Source organism: Caballeronia sp. GAWG1-5s-s, assembly GCF_023631445.1.
Classification (GTDB): Bacteria; Pseudomonadota; Gammaproteobacteria; order Burkholderiales; family Burkholderiaceae; genus Caballeronia.
This window is the reverse complement of the sequence record NZ_JALQDC010000001.1, coordinates 373,390-392,690: the sequence shown is the minus strand read 5'-3', so window position 1 is coordinate 392,690 and position 19,301 is coordinate 373,390. Positions and strand designations below refer to the sequence as shown.

The following is a 19,301-nucleotide window of genomic DNA, read 5'->3' as shown; positions in this document are numbered from 1 at the left end:
GGCCGCTTCTCACAATCAGTCGATCAGCAACTTCAGATCGTGGACCCACGGTTCGACGCCTTGTCCGTCGCGGGCGAAAAGCCGCAGCTTGCCGTCCTTGTCGAACACGTAGCTCGCGGCGGTGTGGTCCATTGTGTAGTCGCCGGGTGTCTTGCCCGCTGCTCTCGCGTAGTACACGCGGAAGTCCTTCGCGACTTTCTGCAGCTCAGCGTCATTCGCCGGCCGCAAACCGATGTACGTCGGATTAAACGCGGCCACGTACTGGCCGAGCAGGTTCGGCGTATCGCGCGCGGGATCGACGGTGACCATCAGCACTTGCACGTCCTTCGCCTTGTCGCCGAGCTGCTGCATGGCTTGCGACAGCTCCGCGAGCGTCGTCGGGCAGACGTCCGGGCAATGCGTGTAGCCGAAGAACAGTACGACCGCCTTCCCTTTGAAGTCAGCGAGCGTGCGCGTCTTTCCGGTCGTATCCGGCAAAGAAAAGTCGCTGCCGAACTGCTTGTTGCCGGTAATGTCCAGGTTCTTGAAATCGGGCGCCTTATCGCATGCGCACAGCGCCACCATGCAGACAAACAGCGCGAACAGCCGGCAAACGATCCGCCTCATGCCCCGATCACCGTGCGAACGTAGTGATCGACGAGCAGCGCGCCGAAGAGCAGCGACAAATACACGATCGAATAGCGGAAAGTCTTGCGCGCGAGGGCGTCCGAGTAATCGCGGTATAGCTTCCACGTGTAGCCCAAGAACACCGCGCCGAGTCCAACCGCGCTCGCCAGATAAACGACGCCGCTCATGCCGGACACGAACGGCATCAACGTGACGGCGAATAGCACGATGGTGTACAGAAAAATGTTCAGCAGCGTGTACTTTTCGCCGTGCGTGACGGGCAGCATCGGCAGGCCGGCGTTCTCGTAGTCTTTGCGGCGATAAAGCGCGAGCGCCCAGAAATGCGGCGGCGTCCAGACGAAGATGATGAGCACGAGAATCCACGCGTCGCCGGGCACCGCGCCCGTGACCGCCGCCCAGCCGAGCGCGGGCGGCATGGCGCCCGACGCGCCGCCGATCACGATGTTCTGCGGCGTGTACGGCTTGAGCAGCAGCGTGTAAATGACCGCGTAGCCGACGAAAGTCGCGAGCGTGAGCCACATCGTCAGGGGGTTGGTGAAGCGGTACAGCGTCCACATGCCGATGCCGCCGAGCACCGCCGAGAAGGTCAGAATCTGCGCGCTCGTGATTTGCCCGCGCGCCGACGGACGCCATGCGGTACGGCGCATCTTCGCATCCACTTTCTGCTCGACGAGGCAATTGATGGCGAACGCCGCGCCCGCCAGCAGCCAGATGCCGATGCCGCCGCCGAGCAGCTTCGTCCACGGAACCATGCCGGGCGTCGACAGAAACATGCCGATGACGGCGCAGAAAACGGCGAGCTGCGTGACGCGCGGCTTCGTCAGCGCAATGTATTGCGAGACGCGGCTGCCGAGGGGGGAATTGAGTGTCGTGCTATCCATGGGAAGGCGCCATCACGCTGAAACGACGTCGCGTGCGGGGAGCGCGGCGCGGCCGGGACGGCTGGAAGAGATTCGAAAGTTTAGCATGACGAGCAGGAGCAGCAGGATCGCGGCCCCGCCGTTATGGGCGACGGCAATGGGCAGCGGCCATTGCAGCACAATGTTCGACATACCGGTCAGAAACTGGATGACGATGACCGCCAGCACGCCGTTCGCCGGCTTGCGCAGCGATTCGAAGCGGCGCAATTTCGTGGCGAGCCACAGCAGATACAGCACGACGACGACCGCGAACGTGCGATGCGTCCAGTGGATCGCGACGAGCGCGTCCTGCGAAATCATGTCGCCGTCGCCGGTCATGCCGAGCGCGCGCCACAGGTGAAAGCCGTGTTCGAAGTTCATCGGCGGAATCCATTGGCCGTTGCAGAGCGGAAAGTCCGTGCAGGCCAGTACAGCATAGTTCGTGCTCACCCAGCCGCCGAGCGCGATCTGCACCACGAGCAACGCGAGGCCGAAGACCGCGGCCGGCATCCAGCGCGCGGCTGCGGGATCGAGCGACGGAATCGGCGTCTGGCGCGCCGCGAGCCAGCCGAGCGCGCCGAGCAGCGCGAGTCCGAGCAGCAAATGCGTCGTGACGATGACCGGTTGCAGCTTCAACGTGACGGTCCACGCGCCGAACGCGCCTTGCAGGCAGATCAGCAGCAGGATGCCGGTGGGCCACCACGGCGACACGTGCAGCGGACGACGCTTGATACGCGCCGTCCACGCAATGATGACCTGCGCGATGATCAGCACGCCGATCGCCATCGCGAAATAGCGGTGCAGCATCTCGATCCACGCCTTGACCATGCTGACCGGACCGGTCGGCATCGCCTGATACGCGGCAGCAATCTGCGCGTGTGCGATGAACGGCGACGACGTGCCGTAGCAGCCCGGCCAGTCCGGGCAGCCGAGGCCGGAATCGGTCAGGCGCGTAAAGCCGCCGAACATGATCAGATCGAGCGTCAGAAACGTGGTCAGCCAAACGAGCTTGCGGAACTTGTTGTCATCGGCTTTTACCCAGACGAAGGACAGCGGCAGCAGCGCAATGCATAAGCCGATCATCCCCAATTGCAATACATAACTCATGTTTCACCTTCTACCCGCGTGTTAGCCGATCCGCGACCACTTGAGCAGCTTCGCCAGATCCGCGTTGATCTTCTTGGGATCGGGATTCTTCGGGAAGCGCATCATCAGATTGCCGTTCGGATCCACCAGATAGATGTGGTCCGTGATGCTGCCGCCGTCAGCGACCGGCAGCCAGTCCGCGACCGCGCGCGGATCGGCGATCAGCATGCGCGTGTCCGGCTGCGGATACGCCGTCTTGATGACATCGGCCACGGGCTTGTCATCCGTGCGCAGCCAGACGTTGACCACGCGCTCGCGCTCCGCCGATTGCAGCACGCGCACTTGCCGCATGTAGTAGAGGCGCGTGACGCATTGCTCGTCGCAAGCGCTGCCGTTGACGGTGATCATCAGCCACTTGCCTTCGAGTGACTTGAGCGGCATGGCCTGCCCTTTCTCGTCCGTGACGACGAGTTGCGCCGGAATGGGCCGTTGCGGGTCGATCAGCGCACCGTAGCTCGACGTGCCGCCCGCCGGCTTGAAAACGTAGTACATGAGATAGGAAGCGATGACCGGCGCCGCGCAGACGAGCGCGAGCAGCACGAGCATCCAGCGCCCGCTGATCCACGATCCTCTCGTGGGCGTGCGGGGCTTGTCGGCAGTCGTGGGACGTTGAGATGGCATCAAGAATTCGGTGAGGGTTGGGTCACGCGTGGCCGGCGGCTTCGTCGTCGGGGTCGTCTACGAGACGCGTGTCGTCTTTCTTCGCGGCGCGGCGGGCGGCATACAGCCCGAAGCCCACGGCGGCGGCGGCCATGCCCCACCACTGGAGCATGTAGCCGTAATTGCGCTCGACGCCTGTCGTCGGCGCGGGCCAGTCGCGCACGAGCCGGTCCTGCGTGTCGTTCGTCTGCTGGATCACGAACGGCTGAAACGCGAGCCCGGTTTCGGCGGCATAGGCCGGAATGCTGAGATTCTGGCGAATCTGCTGATGCTTAGCCGAACCTCCCGTTCCCAGTTCGAACGCCTGCGACGGATTGGCGCGGGCAATGCCTTCGACTTCTACGGCGCCCTTCGGCGTCTCGTACGGCTCGATGCCCGTGCGATCAGCCAGATTGCGCGGCAGCCATCCACGATTGACGAGCACGTAGCCGCCGCCCTCGAGTTTAAGCGGCATCACGACATAAAAGCCCGGCTGGTCGTTATACGGACGATTATCGAGATAGACGACGCGCTCCGGCATGAACTCGCCGCGCGCCTTCACGCGGTGGAATTCGACGGATTGCAGCGGAATCGGATCGACGCCCACGCGCGTGGCCGGCGCATTCGCGAACGCCGTGATGCGCGCGTTGAGCGCCTCTTTCTGATGCGCGCGGTCGCGCTGCCAGAATCCGAGGCGCACCGTCACGGCAACGACGATCAAGATGACGAGCGTGGGCCAGAAGCGGATCTTCATGACCGCAGCCGCCGCGCGCCGGCGCGCGCCGCCGCGCGGCTCGATCCGTCGAGTGAGATAATGAGATGACTCGTTTCCATACTGCTCGATGCGTTATCCGGGCAAGTTGAGCAACTTTGCCGGCTGGTTTATGCACATTATCGTCGCCATCGCTTTCATCCTCATTCTCGGCAGCCTCGGCTCGGCGCTGTACTTCATGATGACCGACCGCGGCAAGACCAAGCGGATGGTGTGGTCGCTCGCCATGCGCGTCGGGCTGTCCATTTCGCTCTTCCTGTTCATCCTGTTCGCGCACTGGATGGGCTGGATTCAGTCGACGGGCATTCCCCTCGGACGATAACCCGCCGCGAAGGTTCGCAAGAACGAGGCGTATTGTCGCGGCAACGTCGCGAAACAAAACAAAACGCCGCCCTCGAACGTCAGGGCGGCGTGCTTGCGCGGCGGGCCTAAAAGCCCGCGGAGACGCGCAGTTACAGCCAGTAGACGACGACGTACAGCCCGAGCCACACGACGTCGACGAAGTGCCAGTACCACGCGGCGCCTTCGAACGCGAAGTGATGCTCCGGCGTGAAGTGTCCGCGAATCAGCCGGACCATCACCACAGCCAGCATCGTGCCGCCCAGGAACACGTGGAAGCCGTGGAAGCCCGTGAGCAGGAAGAACGTCGAGCCGTACACGCCGGATGCGAGCGTCAGGTTCAGTTCGTTGTACGCGTGGAAGTATTCGTAGCCCTGGCAGAACAGGAAGATGACGCCGAGCAGCACGGTCGCGGCGAGCCAGCCGATCGCCTTCTTGCGATGATCTTCACGCAGCGCGTGGTGCGCCACCGTCAGCGTCGCGCCGGACGAAAGCAGCAGCGCCGTGTTGATGGTCGGCAGAGGCCACGGCACCATCGCGCGGAAATGCGGGACCAGCGCGGCGGGACCGTTGTTCGGCCACACGGCGGAGAAGTCCGGCCAGATCAGCTTGTAGTCGAGACTGCCGAGTTCGTGCAGCGCGATCGCGCGCGCGTAAAACAGCGCGCCGAAGAACGCGCCGAAGAACATGACTTCGGAGAAGATGAACCAGCTCATGCTCCAGCGGTACGACACGTCCACGCGCTTGCCGTACATGCCGCCTTCGGATTCGGAGATCGCGTCGCCGAACCAGTGCCACAGCACGAACAGCAAAAACAGCAGGCCGAGCAGCGTGCCGAACGGCGCCAAGGAATGCCCGTTAACCCACGCCGCCAGCGACGACAGCATTACCAGCAAGCCGCACGCAGCCATGATCGGATGCCGTGACGGATGCGGCACGAAATAGTACGGGCTCTCGTTTTGACCGCTCATCGTTGATTCTCCACTTCGATCCAGTTGCTTGAATTATTTTGCCGCAGCGCCGTTCGGCGCGAGCGCGCTTTGGGTTGCCCTACCGAACCACCGCGCGCACGATCACCAGCAGCACGACGATGAAAAGCGCAGCACCAATCACGCCAGCCGCGATCAGATGCAGCGGATTCAGCTGCGCGGCGTCGTTTTCCAGGTCGGCCCGCCGCCGCACGCCGAAGAACGACCAGAACACGGCCTTCACCAGCTTCACGAACCCGCCGCTCTTCTGCGTCTGTCCGTTCATGATGTTCACGTTCCCTTGGCCGCCGTTTTCGGCGCGTCGAGTTCGAAGAACGTGTACGACAGCGTGATGGTTTTCACGTCCTTCGGCAGCTTCGGATCGACGACGAACACCACCGGCATGCGCTTCGTCTCGTTCGGCGCGAGCGTCTGCTGGGTGAAACAGAAGCATTCGATCTTCTTGAAATACTCGGTGGCCTGCTTCGGCGCGTAGCTGGGAATGGCCTGCGCCTTCACCGTGCGCCCCTGCTCGTTCGTCACCTGATACATCACCGTCATCACTTCGCCGGGGTGAATGTCGAGATTCGACTGCTCCGGCCTGAACTGCAGCGGCCCGCGCGCGTTCGCATCGAATTCGATGGACACAGTGCGGCTCGCATCGACCTGCGTGTTCTTCGCCTCGCGCGCGCCGACATCGCGCTGCACGAGATTGTTGATGCCCGTGATCTGGCAGATCGCGCGGTACATCGGCACGAGCGCGAAGCCGAAGCCGAACATCATCGCCGCGACGACGAACAGCTTGAGCAGCATCGACCGGTTGAAGGAACGGTCGATATGTGACTCTTCATGCTGAGTAGACACGTTAGCCTCGCGACAACAGGTATTGCCTGACGACGATACCCAGAAAAAAGACGGCGGCGATCAACACCATGATGAGACCGAGCCGCTTGTTGCCCGCGCGGATGTCTTCGCGGGAGCGTCTTTTTTGTGGATTCGGGGCCATGCGTTTCTTGCTCGGGAGTCTGTGAGGCTTCGCGCGGAAGCCTCACAGAACGGAGAGACGACTTATTCGACGGTCGGCGGGTTCTCGAACGTATGGAACGGCGCCGGGCTCGGCACGGTCCATTCGAGTCCTTCCGCGCCATCCCACGGCTTGTCGCTGGCCTTTTCATGCTCGCCGCCGCCGCGATACGTCGGCAGCGCGACCGCGAACAGGAAGTACACCTGCGCGAGACCGAAACCGAACGCGCCGATGGTCGCGATCTGGTTGAAGTCCGTGAACTGCGCCGGGTAGTCCGCATAGCGGCGCGGCATGCCCGCGAGACCCAGGAAGTGCATCGGGAAGAACGTGATGTTGAAGAAGATCATCGACGTCCAGAAGTGAATCTTCCCGCGCATTTCGTTGTACATCCAGCCGGTCCACTTCGGCGACCAGTAATACCAGCCCGCGAACAGCGCGAAGAGCGAACCGGCCACCAGCACGTAGTGGAAGTGCGCGACCACGTAGTACGTGCCGTGCATCTGAATGTCGAGCGGGGCCATCGAAAGGATCAGGCCCGTGAAGCCGCCCATGGTGAACACGAACAGGAAGCCGATCGCGAAAAGCATCGGCGTTTCGAAGGTCAGCGCGCCGCGCCACATCGTCGCGACCCAGTTGAACACCTTCACGCCCGTCGGCACGGCGATCAGCATCGTCGCGTACATGAAGAAGAGCTGGCCCGTCACCGGCATGCCGGTGGCGAACATGTGGTGCGCCCACACCATGAACGAGAGAATCGCGATGGACGCGGTGGCGTACACCATCGAGCTATAGCCGAAGAGCGGCTTGCGCGAGAACGCCGGGATCACCTGCGACACGATCCCGAACGCCGGCAAGATCATGATGTACACCTCGGGGTGGCCGAAGAACCAGAAGATGTGCTGGTACATGACCGGATCGCCGCCGCCCGCCGCGTTGAAGAACGACGTGCCGAAGTGACGATCGAACAGCACCATCGTGATGGCGCCTGCCAGAACCGGCATCACGGCGATCAGCAGATACGCGGTGATGAGCCACGTCCACGCGAACATCGGCATCTTCATGAGCGTCATGCCCGGCGCGCGCATGTTCAGGATCGTCACGACGATGTTGATGCCGCCCATGATCGACGACGCGCCCATGATGTGGACCGCGAAAATCGCGAAGTCCATGCCGGGGCCCATCTGCGTCGAAAGCGGCGCGTACAGCGTCCAGCCCGCGGCGGTTGCGCCGCCCGGCACGAAGAACGAGCCGACGAGCAGCACGGCCGCGACCGGCAGCAGCCAGAAGCTGAAGTTGTTCATGCGCGCGAACGCCATGTCCGATGCGCCGATCTGCAGCGGCACCATCCAGTTCGCGAAGCCGACGAACGCGGGCATGATCGCGCCGAACACCATGATGAGGCCGTGCATGGTGGTCAGCTGATTGAAGAACTCGGGGCGCATGATCTGCAGGCCCGGTTCGAACAGCTCGGCGCGAATGCCGAGCGCCATCACGCCCCCGGACAGGAACATGATGAACGAGAACAGCAGATACAAGGTACCGATGTCCTTGTGGTTGGTGGCGAAAAGCCACCGGCGCCAACCATGCGGCGTTTCGTGCGCATGGTCGTCGTGCGCGTGGTCGTGACCCGCGACTACATCGTGTCCGATGCTAGACATGACAATCATCTCCTAAAGCGAATACTCGAGGCACTTGGCGTTGCCCGCGTGCTTCTCCGTTGCGTTGAGCGAAGGAGAACCGCACGCGAAGCATGTCAAGCAGCCGGACTGATTTCCACGCGGCGTGCTTCTTTCGCATCCGTGCCGCCCGTGACCGACTCGGGCTTCTTCAACACGATGCGTTCTTCCGAGACACCGGCCGCCTTCAGCGCGTCGCGAACGGCTTGCGCGCGCTTCTTGGCGAGGTCCGCGTTGAGGTCGGCGCCGCCAGATGCATCCGTGAAGCCGGAAAGCGCGATCTTCGCGTCCGGATGCGCCTTCACGTAAGCGGCGGCAGCCTGCACTGCGTTGTTTGCGTCGGCGGGCAGATCGCTCTTGCCTGTTTCGAAGTAGATGCTGGCCGGCAGCGCGCCCTGCGCAGTCTGCTCTCCGGAGGCCGCAGCCGGCGCGCTGGCTTCAGCCGCGCCGCTCGCGGCTTCGCCGCCCGCCGCTGCCGTGTGATCGCCGCCTTCGGGCATCTTGCCGTTGCGCGCGTCCGCGACCTGCTTCGGCTGCAGAACGTCGCCGGTGTGGTTGCCCCACGTGTTGCGTTCGTACGTGACGACCGATGCGATCTCCACGTCATTCAGCGCCGTCTGCCACGGCGGCATCGCGCCCTTGCCGTGCAGCACGATATTCACGTGACCGGCGATCGGACCGTTCGCCACCTTGCTGCCGTCGAGCGCCGGGAACTGGCCCGCGCCCTTGCCGGTCGGCTGGTGGCAGACCGCGCAGTTCGACGCGTAGATCTGCGCGCCGCGCGTCTTCAGCTCGTCCATCGTGTACGTCTTGTTGGGATCGTCGGCGGAAGAAGCCATTTTCTTCTTCTGCGTGTCGACCCACTTCGCGTAGTCGTCGGTGGACAGCACTTCGACGACGACCGGCATGTACGCGTGCTCCTTGCCGCACAGTTCCGTGCAGAAGCCGCGATACGTGCCCACCTTCTCCGCCTTGAACCACGTGTCGCGCACGAAGCCGGGAATCGCGTCCTGCTTCACGCCGAACGCCGGCACGTACCACGAGTGAACGACGTCGTTCGCGGTGGTGATGATGCGGATTTTCTTGTCGACCGGCACGACGAGCGGGTTGTCGACTTCCTGCAGATACGTATCGGAAATCGGCGTCTGGCCGTTGACCTGGCTGCGCGGCGTGGAGAGCGTCGAGAGGAAGCTGATGCCCTCGCCCGGGCCCTTCACGTAGTCGTAGCCCCACTTCCACTGGTAGCCCGTCACCTTCACGGTCAGATCGGCGTTGGTGGTGTCCTTCATCGCGACGACGGCCTTGGTGGCCGGCAGCGCCATCAGAATGACGATGATGAACGGCACGATCGTCCAGATGATTTCGACCGTGGTGCTTTCATGGAAGTGCGCGGGCTTGAAACCCTTGGACTTGCGATGCTTGACGACCGAATAGAACATCACCCCGAACACGCCGATGAAGATGACGGTACAGATGATGAGCATGAAGATATGGAGGCCGTAGAGCTCCTCGGCGATCTTCGTCACTGGCTGCTGGAAATTGATCTCATTCACAGCGGGACCGCCAGGACTGTCGTTGACCGCCAGGGCTACGCCGGCATTGAGCAGTGCGCCCGCCGCCAGCACGCCCGAGAGGGCTCGCTTGATTGTTTTCATAGCATCCTTACCCAAAATTTCCATTCAAACCCTCGACCCCGTTGCGCATCGCGCCTGCCACACCCGGTTCCTCCTCAAGCGAGGCGCCTCAGTGACGCCTGCAGTTCGGCAGCAAATTGTTTGCGACGATGCTGTGCAAGGTGTTGTCCGACTTTCACCGACTGGCCGCGCGAAACGATCGTGAGCGGTTCCCTCGGCGTCGCGCCCGTTTCGACCCGCACCCAGCGCGGATTGAACTCGAAGCGCGTTAATTCTTCGGCGTTCATCTGTTCGATCAACAACCGGTTCTCAAACAGCCGGATTCGTTCGTAATCGACGGCGTGTCGCGCATGAATCAGGAACGCGACCGTCACGACCGTCAACTCGACTCCGGTGAACGGCAGCACCAGCCAGGCGCCGTTCAGAAAAAGCGGCGTCGCGACGGCAAGGGAAAAGAGCGCCAGCGACACATAGAAGCCCACGAACTGACGCGGCGACACCGAGCAGTTGCGTTTCATCAGCCAGTCCTTGATGACCGGCTCGGACTCCGTCAGCGTCTGGCTGACCTGCATCGCTGCCTCCATCCATCCGCACACGCAATCACATACTTTTGCTCGGATTTTGCCCAAATTTGTGTCAGTTCAGGCGACAAACTGACGCATTATAGGCGGGTTGGGTGGCATCCACAAGCAAGGGCGCAAACGTCGCAAAGCCAGATGGCACAAGCCTCTGCGCCGAATTGACGCACCTTTTGGCGTGTCCTTCGCGCGCAAATTTATGACATAACACGCACCCTCTTTACCGCCTCGCCGATCTGCCTCCCGAACTCCTTTCCGACGCGCTAGCGATTCCTTTTCGGACCGCGTCCGATGTCTTCCAGCCGCACAATTCCATGTCCTTCCGCCGTCGTTCGCGGCACCGCTTTCCACGCGTGACCATAGATCACTTCGAACGTGAGCGGGATCGTGCCGTCGTCGCGGCGCAGCGCTTCGAGCGCCCGATGCACCGCGCCGCGCAGAGCTTCGGCGTCTGCGCGGCCGCTCGCCGCTTCACGCTCGAACGGATAAGCGCCCCAGCGCGTGACATCCGCGAGCAGCGATTCGGGCGAACGGTAGGTGATCGTCAGCACTTCCTGATCCATCACCGGAATTTCGAAACCGCTCTCGACGAGCATGTCGCCCAGATCATGCATGTCGACGAAGTCGATGGTGTGCGGCATCGGCGCGAGGCCGAGCGTGCGTTCGGCTTCGCGATAGGCCGCGGCCAGCTCGCGAAGCGTGTCCGGCCCGAAGGTGCTGAACATCAGCAGGCCGTTGACTTTGAGCACGCGCTGCCATTCCGGAAACACGAGATCCGGCCGCGAATGCCAGTGCAGCGCGAGGTTGGACCACAGCAATTCGAATGCAGCGGACGCGAACGGCAACGCCGAGAAGTCCGCCTGCGCGAGTTGCGGGCCGCGCGCGCCGAACGCTTTGGCGAGCGTCGCCGGCAACAAGCGCCGCCAGCCCGCGCCGCTTTCGGCTTCCGCGGTCTCGGCCGCGAGCGCGCGCGCGAGCATGCCGGAGGAAATATCGACGCCCAGCACCGACGCCTCCGGGAACCGCTCACGCAAGCGCGGCAGGTCCGCGCCGGCGCCGCAGGCCGCATCGAGGACGCGCGCCGGCGCAACCTTGATGTATTCGAGACGCTCGCGCATGCGGTCCGCGATCTCGCGCGGCAAAAACGCGACGTCGTCGAAAGCGGCGGCGCGACGGTCGAAGATCTCGCGCAAACGGCGCGGATCATAGGCCGGTCGGCCAGTTCTGGGAGACGTTGGGGACATGACGATCTGTTCGCGAAGAGTGCGAAGTATACTCGGTCGTCTTGAAATAGGCCCGCCGCAGCCTTCCCGCGTGCCGTTGCAACCGATCACCCGAGCCCGCCTCACGCGCTTTCAGCCATGTACGTCCTCCGCGATTTGCTGCCGTCTTCGGCGCGCGCCTTCGCCTTTGCTGCCTTCGCGAAGCGCGCGTTCGAACTCGCGCTGCCGAACCAGTGCGCGTTATGCGGCAATGTGTCGCAGCAATTGCTGTGCGCCGGCTGCGACGAGCAGTACTGGAACGAGCCCCGTTTCCGATGCGCGACCTGCGCGATACCGCTCGCCCCTTCCTATCTGCGACGCGATCGCGATGACACGCGCGCGCACTGCGCCGAGTGCCTCGAGAATCCGCCCGCGTTCAACGACACGCTCGCCATCGCCGACTATCGCGCGCCGCTCGATACACTGGCGGTCGAATTGAAGTTCCGCGTGCGTCTCGCGGCGGGCGCGGAGTTCGCGCGGCACTTGCACGCGATCTTCGAAGACAGCGGCCTGCCGAAGCCCGACGTGATCGCGCCGGTGCCGCTTTCGCGCAAGCGGCTCGTCGGGCGCGGTTACAACCAGGCGTGGGAAATCGCGCGTCCGCTCGCCAAGCGCCTATGCGTGCCGGCGGATCCGATGCTCGTCGCACGCACCGTCCACACCGCGCAGCAGTCGCGGCTGGATGCCGACACGCGCAGGCGCAATGTCGCGTCGGCGTTCGTCGTCGAGGGCGATGTTCGCGGCAAACATATCGGCGTCGTGGACGACGTGATGACATCCGGCGCCACGCTCGATGCCCTCGCCCGCACCCTCAAGCTCGCGGGCGCGCGGCGCGTGACGAACTTCGTCGCGCTGCGCACCCCGAAAGACTAACCCCGTCAGCCAGAAGCACTGCCATCCATGTTCAACGTCGTACTGGTCGAACCTGAAATCCCGCCGAATACCGGCAACGTCATCCGCCTGTGCGCGAACACGGGCGCGCGGCTGCATCTGATCGAGCCGCTCGGCTTTCCGCTCGACGACGCGAAGATGCGCCGCGCCGGTCTCGACTATCACGAGTACGCCGAAATGAACGTCCACGCGAACTGGGATGCGTTCATCGCGAAGGAAACGCCCGACGTCACGCGCATGTTCGCCTTCACGACGCGCGGCTCGACGCCGTTCTTCGATCATGCGTTCAAGCCCGGCGACTGGTTCGTGTTCGGCGCGGAGACGCGCGGCCTTTCGGCGGAATTGCTCGAACGCTTCCCGACGGAGCAGCGCGTGCGGCTGCCGATGCGTCCCGGCAATCGCAGTCTGAATCTGTCGAATACGGTGGCGATCGTGACGTTCGAAGCGTGGCGTCAGTCGGGCTTCGAGGGCGGCGCGTGAGCGTCGAGTTCGGCGCGATAGAGCGCGAGCATGTCGTCGCTGAAGCACGCGAAGACGACGTGCTCGACTGAAGGCGTGAGCGGCAACGTCTCGATGACCGTCGACACGGCGATCTTCACCGCGTCCTCGACAGGAAAGCGATAGATGCCGCAGCTAATGGCCGGAAACGCGATGGACGCGCACCGCGCATCGGCGGCGAGCTCGAGGGAACGCCGGTAGCAGTTCGCGAGCAGTTGCGCCTCGTTGCGTTTCCCGCCGCTCCAGCGCGGACCGACGGCGTGAATCACGTATTTGGCGGGAAGATCGTAGGCGCCGGTGAGCTTGGCGTCGCCGGTTTGGCAGCCGCCGAGCGTTTCGCACTCCCGCAAGAGACCCTTGCCCGCCTTGCGATGAATCGCGCCATCGACGCCGCCGCCACCGAGTAGCGATTTGTTCGCCGCGTTGACGATGGCATCGACGTGAAGCGTGGTGATGTCGGCGAGAACGGCTTCGAGCTTCGCCATGCGCGTCTCCGAGAGAAACGTCGCGCTATTCCGCCTTCGAATCGCGGCTGAGCAGCGCCTGCACCGCGTCGCGCGGCGCGACGTTCTCGAAGAGCACGCGGCATACCGCGTGGGTGATCGGCATGTCGATTCCGCGCGACTGCGCGAGCGACAACACCGCGCGGGCGCAGCGCACGCCTTCGGCCACATGACCGAGCGCCGCGAGAATTTCGTCGAGCGTGCGGCCGGACGCCAGTTGCACGCCGACCGTACGGTTGCGCGACAGGTCGCCGGTGGCGGTCAGAATCAGATCGCCCAGACCCGTGAGGCCGGTGAACGTCTCCGCGCGCCCGCCGAGCGCCACGCCGAGCCGCGACATTTCCGCGAGCCCGCGCGTGATGAGCGCGGCGCGGGCGTTCAGACCGAGGCCGAGGCCATCGGAGATGCCGGTGGCGATCGCCAGCACGTTTTTCACCGCGCCGCCCACCTCGACGCCGATGACGTCGTCGCCCGTATAGATGCGCATGGCGCCGTGATGAAACGCGGCGACGGTCTGCGCGCACAGTTGCGCCGATGCGCTCGCCACCGTCAACGCGACCGGCAGGCCGCGCCCCACTTCCCGCGCGAAGCTCGGTCCGGAAAGCGTGCCGTTGCTGCGATGCTCGGGCAGTTCCGCCGCGACGACCTCGTTCGGCAGACACTGCGTGTCCGCCTCGAAGCCTTTGCACAGCCAGACGATATGCGCGGGAACGACGCCGGCCTGTCGCATTGCGCGACACAGCGCGCGCAGACCCGCGACGGGCGTAGCGACGACGCACAGCGCATCGGGCGCGGCGGCATGCGCGAGGGCGACGTCAATATCCGCTTCGAACGACAGCGCGCGTGGCAACGCAACGCCCGCCAGATAGCGCGTGTTTTCGTGCGAAGAAGAGAGAGATTCGATGAGCGCGGCGTCGCGCGCCCAAAGCAAGGTGTCGTGCCGCGTCGCGAGGTGGCCCGCCAGTGCGGTGCCCCACGCGCCGGCGCCGAGAACGGCTACTTTCATGCTCGGCTCCGGTTCGGCAGAGTCAGTGCGGGTGACGCTCAGTGCGTCGCGCCGTTCGCCGCGCCTTCCTGCGCGCTCGCGAGTTGGGCGATGCGCTGTTCGTACAGCGCCTGGAAGTTGATTTCCGCCAGATGGATCGGCGGGAAACCTGCGCGCGTGATCGCGTCGGCGATGTTCGAGCGCAGATACGGGAACAGAATGGTCGGGCACGCGATGCCGACGAGCGGATCGATCTGCTCGGCCGGGATGTTGCGAATGTCGAAGATGCCGGCTTGCTTGGCTTCGATCAGGAACGCGACCTTGTCGGCGACCTTCGCCGTGACCGTGCCGGTGACCAGCACTTCGAACACGCTTTCCGCGAGACGGTCCGCCTTCACGTCGACTTCGACCTCAACCGACGGCATTTCCTGTTCGAGGAAAATGGCGGGCGAGTTCGGCTGCTCGAGCGACATATCCTTCAGGTAAATGCGCTGGATGTTGAAAAACGGCTGGTTGTTCTCGTCGGACATAGTGATTTCCTAGGTAAATCAATTGCCCGGCGCGTGGCCGGGCAGCGTGTGGTGATGTCAGGCCGACTCGAGCAGCGGCACGAGACCACCCTTGCGGTCGAGCGCCGAAAGATCGTCGTAACCGCCGACGTGCGTGTCGCCGATATAAACCTGCGGCACGGTGCGGCGCCCGGTGCGCTGCATCATCTCCTCGCGGCGCCCCGGTTCACGGTCGATCAGCACCTTCTCGATGGTTTCGACCCCGCGGGACTTTAAAAGACGTTCGGCCATCTGGCAATACGGGCACACTTGCGTGCTGTACATGACGACTTTTTTCACTTGACGGCTCCTTGTTTCACGACCGGCATTCCTGCCTTCTGCCAGGCATCAACCCCGCCTTGCAAGACGTGGACCTCAGCGTAGCCGGCTTCCGAGACGGCGCGGCTGGCACGCTGCGACTGTTGGCCGGTCTGGCAGACAAGCACGACCGGATTGCTCTTATTCTTCGCGATCTGGCCGATTTTTGCTTGAAGCTCCGCCGCCTCGATGTTTCGGGCGGACGGCAAATGTCCCTTCGCGAACTCCGCGGCCGGCCGCAAGTCCACGACGACGGCGTTGCGACGGTTGATGAGCGTGGTGGCTTCCGCAGCGGAGACGCCGCCGCGACCGCGTCGCGTGATGGCCGGCCAGAGCAGCAGCGCGCCGGAAACCAGCGCAATGACGATGAGTGCAATATTCGAGTAATCGGTGAAGAACTTCACGTCTAGGGCCGCCGAAAGATAGTGGAGAAGGGAGAAAGAGAAATGAGGGCAATCCGAGCATTATAAAATATCCCTTTCCCGCGATGGCCCTGGCCATCCGGCCGATGGCGGCACTCCACGCGTGAGGGCAGGATGGCGGAGTGCGATCGGGCACCCGATTTCTCAACTGACCGACCTATCAAACATGTACAAGCTAGTGCTCATCCGCCACGGCGAATCGACGTGGAACAAGGAAAACCGCTTCACCGGCTGGGTCGACGTGGATCTCACCGAACAGGGCAACCGCGAGGCGCGACAGGCAGGCGTGCTGCTGCGCGAGGCCGGCTACACGTTCGATATCGCGTACACCTCGGTGCTCAAGCGCGCCATTCGCACGCTGTGGCACGTGCAGGACGAAATGGACCTCATGTATATCCCGGTCGTCCATTCCTGGCGTCTGAACGAGCGCCACTACGGCGCGCTCGCCGGTCTCAACAAGGCCGAGACCGCGAAAAAGTACGGCGACGAACAGGTTCTCATCTGGCGCCGCAGCTACGACACGCCGCCGCCCGCGCTCGATCCGAACGACGAGCGCGCGTCCTTCAACGATCCGCGCTACGCCAAGGTTCCCCGCGAGCAACTGCCGCTGACCGAATGCCTGAAAGACACGGTCGCGCGCGTGCTGCCGGTGTGGAACGAGTCGATCGCGCCGGCCATCAAGGCAGGCAAGCAGGTGCTGATCGCCGCTCACGGCAACTCCATGCGCGCGCTCGTGAAGTATCTCGACAATATTTCCGACGCGGACATCGTCGGGCTCAACATTCCGAACGGCGTGCCGCTCGTCTATGAACTCGACGAAAACCTGAAGCCGATCAAGCACTACTACCTCGGCGACGCGGACGCCATTGCTGCGGCGCAAGCTGCCGTCGCGAAGCAGGGCAAGGCGGGCTAAAGCGCGCATCAGCGCCCAAGTTGGCGTGGGCGGGCGTCGCCTAGCGGCGCTCGTTTCGCATCCGAACGCCCCGGATGGCGCGTGCCTGACCGCGCGCCGTCGCCGCCGACAGGCGCGTGCGTCGCCCGCAGCGAGCGATAGTTGTCGCGGCGCGCGGCGCCGGGCATTTAAGTTGCGTTTAAGTCGCCTTCGAAAGCGAGCGGGTATACTGGCCCGTCACCCACGATGCAGCCCATTCGATTCCGCACGCACTCCTCTATGCGAAAGAACCTGAAAAACTTCAGCCTGATCGCCGCAGGCGTTGCCGTCGGCGCTCTCGCAACCCTGCAGATTTCCGCGTCCGCTCAGCAAGCCGCATCGTCACCGCTTCCGCTCGATCAACTGCGGCTCTTCGCCGAAGTGTTCGGGCAAATCAAGCACGAATACGTCGAGCCCGTCGACGACAAGAAGCTGCTCACCGCCGCGATCAAGGGCATGGTGTCGAGCCTCGATCCGCACTCCTCGTATCTCGACAAGACGGACTACGAAGAGCTTCAGGAACAGACCAAGGGCCGCTTCGCGGGCTTGGGCATCGAGATTTCGTCGGAAGACGGGCTCATCAAGGTCATCTCGCCGATCGAAGATACGCCCGCGTTCCGCGCCGGCATCCGTCCGGGCGACCTCATCACGCGCATCAACGACAAGCCGGTGCGCGGCATGACGCTCGACAAGGCCGTGAAGCAAATGCGCGGCGAACCGGGCACCAAGGTCACGCTCACCATCTTCCGCAAGAGCGACGACCGCACGTTCCCGCTCACCGTCACGCGCGCGCTGATCCGCGTGCAGTCGGTCAAGATGAAGGTGCCGGAGCCGGGTTATGGCTATATCCGCATCACGAGTTTCCAGGAACGCACCGTGCCGGATCTCGCGGCGAAGCTGCAAGACCTCGCGCGTCAGCAGCCGAACCTGAAGGGTCTCGTGCTCGACCTGCGCAATAACGGCGGCGGCCTGCTGCAGAGCGCGGTCGGCGTGGCGGGCGCGTTCCTGCCGGATAACGCGGTCGTCGTTTCGACGAATGGACAAATTGCGGACGCCAAGCAGACGTTCCGCGATACCTACGACAACTATCGCCTGCCTTCCTTCGATTCCGATCCGCTGAAGAACGTGCCGGACGTCTTCAAGAAGGTGCCGATGGTCGTGCTGACCAACGCGTATTCGGCTTCGGCTTCGGAGATCGTCGCGGGCGCGCTGCAGGATCATCATCGCGCGCTGATCGTCGGCAAGACGACGTTCGGCAAGGGCTCGGTGCAGACGGTTCGTCCGATGACCGCCGACACCGCGCTGCGTCTGACGACGGCGTACTACTACACGCCGAGCGGCAAGTCGATCCAGAATCAGGGCGTGCGTCCGGACGTGCCGGTCGATCAATACGCGGACGGCGATCCGGACGACGCGCTCGTGACCCGGGAAGTGGACTATTCGAACCACCTCGCGAACACGCAGGATCCGAACGAGAAGAAGGAACAGGAGCAGCGCGAGCAGGATCGTCTGGATCAACTGCGTCTGCTGGAAGAGCAGAACGACAAGAAGACGCCGGAACAGCGCCGCAAGGACCGCGACCGCAAGCCGGTGGAGTTCGGCAGCAACGACGACTTCATGCTGCAGCAAGCGCTGAACAAGCTGGAAGGCAAGCCGGTCGTCGAGTCGAAGTCGTTCAGCGAACGCAAGCTCGCGCAGAACAAGCCGGCGCGTTCGGCATCGGCGCCGGTGGTGGCTCAGCCGGCATTGCCCGCAACGCCGGGTTCGTCGCCGGCATCGGGCGCGGCGCCGGCTTCGTCGCCTACGGCCCAGCAGTCGAAGTAATCTTGGTCTAGGGCTTCGCGGCGTGAGTGCCGCGAAGCTCGCGCAGTATGTCCAAGCCGATGAACGACGATCAACTCCTCCGCTATTCCCGCCACATCCTCGTCGATGAAATCGGCATCGAAGCGCAGCAGAGTTTTCTCGATGCGCACGCGATCATCGTCGGCGCGGGCGGGCTCGGCGCGCCGGCGGCGATGTATCTGGCCGCGGCGGGCGTCGGCAAGCTGACGCTCGTCGATGCCGATACGGTCGATCTCACGAACCTCCAGCGGCAGATCGTCCATGCGACGCAATCCGTCGGTCAACCGAAAGTGGAATCCGCGCGGCAGACGCTGCACGCGCTGAACCCGGACATCGAAATTCAGGCAATCAACGCGCGCGCCGACGCCGCCTGGCTCGACGCGAACGTGCAGCACGCGAGCGTCGTGCTCGATTGCAGCGACAACTTCGCCACGCGGCACGCGATCAACGCCGCGTGCGTCGCGCACGGCGTGCCGCTCGTGTCGGGCGCGGCTTTGCGCTTCGACGGACAAATCAGCACATTCGACTTTCGCTCGCCGGCGTCGCCCTGCTACGCATGCGTGTTTCCGCCGGATCAGGCGTTCGAGGAAGTCGCGTGCTCGACAATGGGCGTCTTTTCGCCGACAGTCGGCATCATCGGCGCGATGCAGGCGGCCGAAGCCCTGCGCGTGATCGGCGGCTTCGGGGAAACGCTCGCGGGCCGGCTGATGATGCTCGACTCGCTGCGCATGGAATGGAACACGATGAAGATCGCGCGGCAGCCGGATTGCCCGGTCTGCGGCACGCGTCATCTCTAAAG

General features: G+C 63.7%; 24 protein-coding genes. 6 read left to right on the top strand and 18 right to left on the bottom strand.

The window, feature by feature from the left end; all coding sequences use genetic code 11:
• Positions 1-15: 15 nt before the first annotated feature.
• From NCR34_RS01910 to NCR34_RS01890, 5 genes are read right to left on the bottom strand one after another with little or no spacing between them, the layout of a single operon-like run.
• Positions 16-606, bottom strand: a complete 591-nt coding sequence (locus NCR34_RS01910; protein ID WP_250498950.1) for an SCO family protein — start codon at positions 604-606, stop codon at positions 16-18.
• The gene (gene cyoE / locus NCR34_RS01905) at positions 603-1,508 is read right to left on the bottom strand and encodes a heme o synthase (RefSeq protein WP_250498949.1); all 906 of its coding nucleotides are present in this window, start codon (positions 1,506-1,508) and stop codon (positions 603-605) included. The genes NCR34_RS01910 and cyoE overlap by 4 nt, the downstream gene beginning before the upstream one ends.
• Positions 1,509-1,520: 12 nt before the next feature.
• Complete coding sequence (locus tag NCR34_RS01900) at positions 1,521-2,633, bottom strand: COX15/CtaA family protein (RefSeq protein ID WP_250498948.1); 1,113 nt, start codon at positions 2,631-2,633, stop codon at positions 1,521-1,523.
• A gap of 21 nt (positions 2,634-2,654) precedes the next feature.
• Positions 2,655-3,293: an SCO family protein gene (locus NCR34_RS01895; RefSeq protein WP_250498947.1), complete on the bottom strand. Its 639-nt coding sequence runs from the start codon at positions 3,291-3,293 to the stop codon at positions 2,655-2,657.
• Positions 3,294-3,315: 22 nt separating this feature from the next.
• Positions 3,316-4,065: an SURF1 family protein gene (locus NCR34_RS01890; RefSeq protein WP_250498946.1), complete on the bottom strand. Its 750-nt coding sequence runs from the start codon at positions 4,063-4,065 to the stop codon at positions 3,316-3,318.
• A gap of 130 nt (positions 4,066-4,195) precedes the next feature.
• Between NCR34_RS01890 and NCR34_RS01885 the strand changes: the two genes are divergently transcribed.
• On the top strand, positions 4,196-4,405 hold the full coding sequence (locus NCR34_RS01885) for a twin transmembrane helix small protein (protein WP_035961831.1): 210 nt from the start codon (positions 4,196-4,198) through the stop codon (positions 4,403-4,405).
• Between the two features lie 130 nt (positions 4,406-4,535).
• Here NCR34_RS01885 and NCR34_RS01880 read toward each other — a convergent pair whose 3' ends face one another.
• From NCR34_RS01880 to NCR34_RS01845, 8 genes are all read right to left on the bottom strand, one after another.
• The gene (locus tag NCR34_RS01880) at positions 4,536-5,393 is read right to left on the bottom strand and encodes a cytochrome c oxidase subunit 3 (RefSeq protein ID WP_175939252.1); all 858 of its coding nucleotides are present in this window, start codon (positions 5,391-5,393) and stop codon (positions 4,536-4,538) included.
• Positions 5,394-5,472: 79 nt separating this feature from the next.
• Positions 5,473-5,676, bottom strand: coding sequence for a DUF2970 domain-containing protein (locus tag NCR34_RS01875; RefSeq protein WP_250498945.1), 204 nt, complete (start codon positions 5,674-5,676; stop codon positions 5,473-5,475).
• A 5-nt stretch (positions 5,677-5,681) separates the two neighbouring features.
• A complete protein-coding gene (locus NCR34_RS01870) occupies positions 5,682-6,203 on the bottom strand; it encodes a cytochrome c oxidase assembly protein (RefSeq protein ID WP_502800035.1) in 522 nt (173 codons plus the stop codon).
• Positions 6,204-6,255: 52 nt separating this feature from the next.
• Positions 6,256-6,396, bottom strand: coding sequence for a cytochrome oxidase small assembly protein (locus NCR34_RS01865; RefSeq protein WP_244847767.1), 141 nt, complete (start codon positions 6,394-6,396; stop codon positions 6,256-6,258).
• A gap of 62 nt (positions 6,397-6,458) precedes the next feature.
• Positions 6,459-8,072, bottom strand: coding sequence for a cytochrome c oxidase subunit I (ctaD, locus tag NCR34_RS01860; RefSeq protein ID WP_250498943.1), 1,614 nt, complete (start codon positions 8,070-8,072; stop codon positions 6,459-6,461).
• Between the two features lie 95 nt (positions 8,073-8,167).
• Complete coding sequence (coxB, locus tag NCR34_RS01855) at positions 8,168-9,769, bottom strand: cytochrome c oxidase subunit II (RefSeq protein ID WP_250498942.1); 1,602 nt, start codon at positions 9,767-9,769, stop codon at positions 8,168-8,170.
• Between the two features lie 50 nt (positions 9,770-9,819).
• Positions 9,820-10,296, bottom strand: a complete 477-nt coding sequence (locus tag NCR34_RS01850) for a DUF2244 domain-containing protein (RefSeq protein ID WP_248321022.1) — start codon at positions 10,294-10,296, stop codon at positions 9,820-9,822.
• Positions 10,297-10,565: 269 nt separating this feature from the next.
• Positions 10,566-11,546 carry a methyltransferase domain-containing protein gene (locus tag NCR34_RS01845; protein WP_250498941.1) on the bottom strand — a complete coding sequence of 327 codons (981 nt, stop codon included), beginning with the start codon at positions 11,544-11,546 and terminating at the stop codon, positions 10,566-10,568.
• Positions 11,547-11,663: 117 nt separating this feature from the next.
• Here NCR34_RS01845 and NCR34_RS01840 point away from each other — a divergent pair, with 117 nt between their 5' ends.
• Positions 11,664-12,437 carry a ComF family protein gene (locus NCR34_RS01840; protein WP_250498940.1) on the top strand — a complete coding sequence of 258 codons (774 nt, stop codon included), beginning with the start codon at positions 11,664-11,666 and terminating at the stop codon, positions 12,435-12,437.
• Between the two features lie 27 nt (positions 12,438-12,464).
• Positions 12,465-12,935 (top strand): tRNA (uridine(34)/cytosine(34)/5-carboxymethylaminomethyluridine(34)-2'-O)-methyltransferase TrmL, encoded by a 471-nt coding sequence (trmL, locus tag NCR34_RS01835; RefSeq protein ID WP_250498939.1) that lies wholly within the window; start codon positions 12,465-12,467, stop codon positions 12,933-12,935.
• Here trmL and NCR34_RS01830 read toward each other — a convergent pair.
• From NCR34_RS01830 to NCR34_RS01810, 5 genes are read right to left on the bottom strand one after another with little or no spacing between them, the layout of a single operon-like run.
• Positions 12,908-13,438 (bottom strand): O-acetyl-ADP-ribose deacetylase, encoded by a 531-nt coding sequence (locus tag NCR34_RS01830; RefSeq protein WP_250498938.1) that lies wholly within the window; start codon positions 13,436-13,438, stop codon positions 12,908-12,910. The genes trmL and NCR34_RS01830 overlap by 28 nt on opposite strands.
• 25 nt (positions 13,439-13,463) lie before the next feature.
• Positions 13,464-14,462, bottom strand: coding sequence for an NAD(P)H-dependent glycerol-3-phosphate dehydrogenase (locus tag NCR34_RS01825; protein ID WP_250498937.1), 999 nt, complete (start codon positions 14,460-14,462; stop codon positions 13,464-13,466).
• A gap of 38 nt (positions 14,463-14,500) precedes the next feature.
• Positions 14,501-14,971 (bottom strand): protein-export chaperone SecB, encoded by a 471-nt coding sequence (gene secB / locus NCR34_RS01820; RefSeq protein WP_175939231.1) that lies wholly within the window; start codon positions 14,969-14,971, stop codon positions 14,501-14,503.
• A 57-nt stretch (positions 14,972-15,028) separates the two neighbouring features.
• Complete coding sequence (grxC, locus tag NCR34_RS01815; RefSeq protein ID WP_175939229.1) at positions 15,029-15,289, bottom strand: glutaredoxin 3; 261 nt, start codon at positions 15,287-15,289, stop codon at positions 15,029-15,031.
• Positions 15,286-15,711 (bottom strand): rhodanese-like domain-containing protein, encoded by a 426-nt coding sequence (locus tag NCR34_RS01810; protein WP_175939227.1) that lies wholly within the window; start codon positions 15,709-15,711, stop codon positions 15,286-15,288. Before NCR34_RS01810 ends, grxC begins: the two co-directional genes overlap by 4 nt.
• A 184-nt stretch (positions 15,712-15,895) precedes the next feature.
• Here NCR34_RS01810 and gpmA point away from each other — a divergent pair, with 184 nt between their 5' ends.
• The 3 genes from gpmA to NCR34_RS01795 all read left to right on the top strand — a co-directional run bounded on the left by gpmA (position 15,896) and on the right by NCR34_RS01795 (position 19,299).
• The gene (gene gpmA, locus NCR34_RS01805) at positions 15,896-16,642 is read left to right on the top strand and encodes a 2,3-diphosphoglycerate-dependent phosphoglycerate mutase (protein ID WP_175939225.1); all 747 of its coding nucleotides are present in this window, start codon (positions 15,896-15,898) and stop codon (positions 16,640-16,642) included.
• 258 nt (positions 16,643-16,900) lie between these two features.
• Complete coding sequence (locus NCR34_RS01800; protein ID WP_206467418.1) at positions 16,901-18,484, top strand: S41 family peptidase; 1,584 nt, start codon at positions 16,901-16,903, stop codon at positions 18,482-18,484.
• 59 nt (positions 18,485-18,543) lie between these two features.
• Positions 18,544-19,299, top strand: a complete 756-nt coding sequence (locus NCR34_RS01795) for a HesA/MoeB/ThiF family protein (protein WP_250499004.1) — start codon at positions 18,544-18,546, stop codon at positions 19,297-19,299.
• Positions 19,300-19,301 lie beyond the last annotated feature (2 nt).

Coding starts and splice junctions, on each gene's coding strand:
- NCR34_RS01910 (WP_250498950.1), bottom strand. CDS start 606: ATGAGGCGGATCGTTTGCCGGCTGTTCGCGCTGTTTGTCTGCATGGTG.
- cyoE (WP_250498949.1), bottom strand. CDS start 1,508: ATGGATAGCACGACACTCAATTCCCCCCTCGGCAGCCGCGTCTCGCAA.
- NCR34_RS01900 (WP_250498948.1), bottom strand. CDS start 2,633: ATGAGTTATGTATTGCAATTGGGGATGATCGGCTTATGCATTGCGCTG.
- NCR34_RS01895 (WP_250498947.1), bottom strand. CDS start 3,293: ATGCCATCTCAACGTCCCACGACTGCCGACAAGCCCCGCACGCCCACG.
- NCR34_RS01890 (WP_250498946.1), bottom strand. CDS start 4,065: ATGAAGATCCGCTTCTGGCCCACGCTCGTCATCTTGATCGTCGTTGCC.
- NCR34_RS01885 (WP_035961831.1), top strand. CDS start 4,196: ATGCACATTATCGTCGCCATCGCTTTCATCCTCATTCTCGGCAGCCTC.
- NCR34_RS01880 (WP_175939252.1), bottom strand. CDS start 5,393: ATGAGCGGTCAAAACGAGAGCCCGTACTATTTCGTGCCGCATCCGTCA.
- NCR34_RS01875 (WP_250498945.1), bottom strand. CDS start 5,676: ATGAACGGACAGACGCAGAAGAGCGGCGGGTTCGTGAAGCTGGTGAAG.
- NCR34_RS01870 (WP_502800035.1), bottom strand. CDS start 6,203: ATGCTGCTCAAGCTGTTCGTCGTCGCGGCGATGATGTTCGGCTTCGGC.
- NCR34_RS01865 (WP_244847767.1), bottom strand. CDS start 6,396: ATGGCCCCGAATCCACAAAAAAGACGCTCCCGCGAAGACATCCGCGCG.
- ctaD (WP_250498943.1), bottom strand. CDS start 8,072: ATGTCTAGCATCGGACACGATGTAGTCGCGGGTCACGACCACGCGCAC.
- coxB (WP_250498942.1), bottom strand. CDS start 9,769: ATGGAAATTTTGGGTAAGGATGCTATGAAAACAATCAAGCGAGCCCTC.
- NCR34_RS01850 (WP_248321022.1), bottom strand. CDS start 10,296: ATGCAGGTCAGCCAGACGCTGACGGAGTCCGAGCCGGTCATCAAGGAC.
- NCR34_RS01845 (WP_250498941.1), bottom strand. CDS start 11,546: ATGTCCCCAACGTCTCCCAGAACTGGCCGACCGGCCTATGATCCGCGC.
- NCR34_RS01840 (WP_250498940.1), top strand. CDS start 11,664: ATGTACGTCCTCCGCGATTTGCTGCCGTCTTCGGCGCGCGCCTTCGCC.
- trmL (WP_250498939.1), top strand. CDS start 12,465: ATGTTCAACGTCGTACTGGTCGAACCTGAAATCCCGCCGAATACCGGC.
- NCR34_RS01830 (WP_250498938.1), bottom strand. CDS start 13,438: ATGGCGAAGCTCGAAGCCGTTCTCGCCGACATCACCACGCTTCACGTC.
- NCR34_RS01825 (WP_250498937.1), bottom strand. CDS start 14,462: ATGAAAGTAGCCGTTCTCGGCGCCGGCGCGTGGGGCACCGCACTGGCG.
- secB (WP_175939231.1), bottom strand. CDS start 14,971: ATGTCCGACGAGAACAACCAGCCGTTTTTCAACATCCAGCGCATTTAC.
- gpmA (WP_175939225.1), top strand. CDS start 15,896: ATGTACAAGCTAGTGCTCATCCGCCACGGCGAATCGACGTGGAACAAG.
- NCR34_RS01800 (WP_206467418.1), top strand. CDS start 16,901: ATGCGAAAGAACCTGAAAAACTTCAGCCTGATCGCCGCAGGCGTTGCC.
- NCR34_RS01795 (WP_250499004.1), top strand. CDS start 18,544: ATGAACGACGATCAACTCCTCCGCTATTCCCGCCACATCCTCGTCGAT.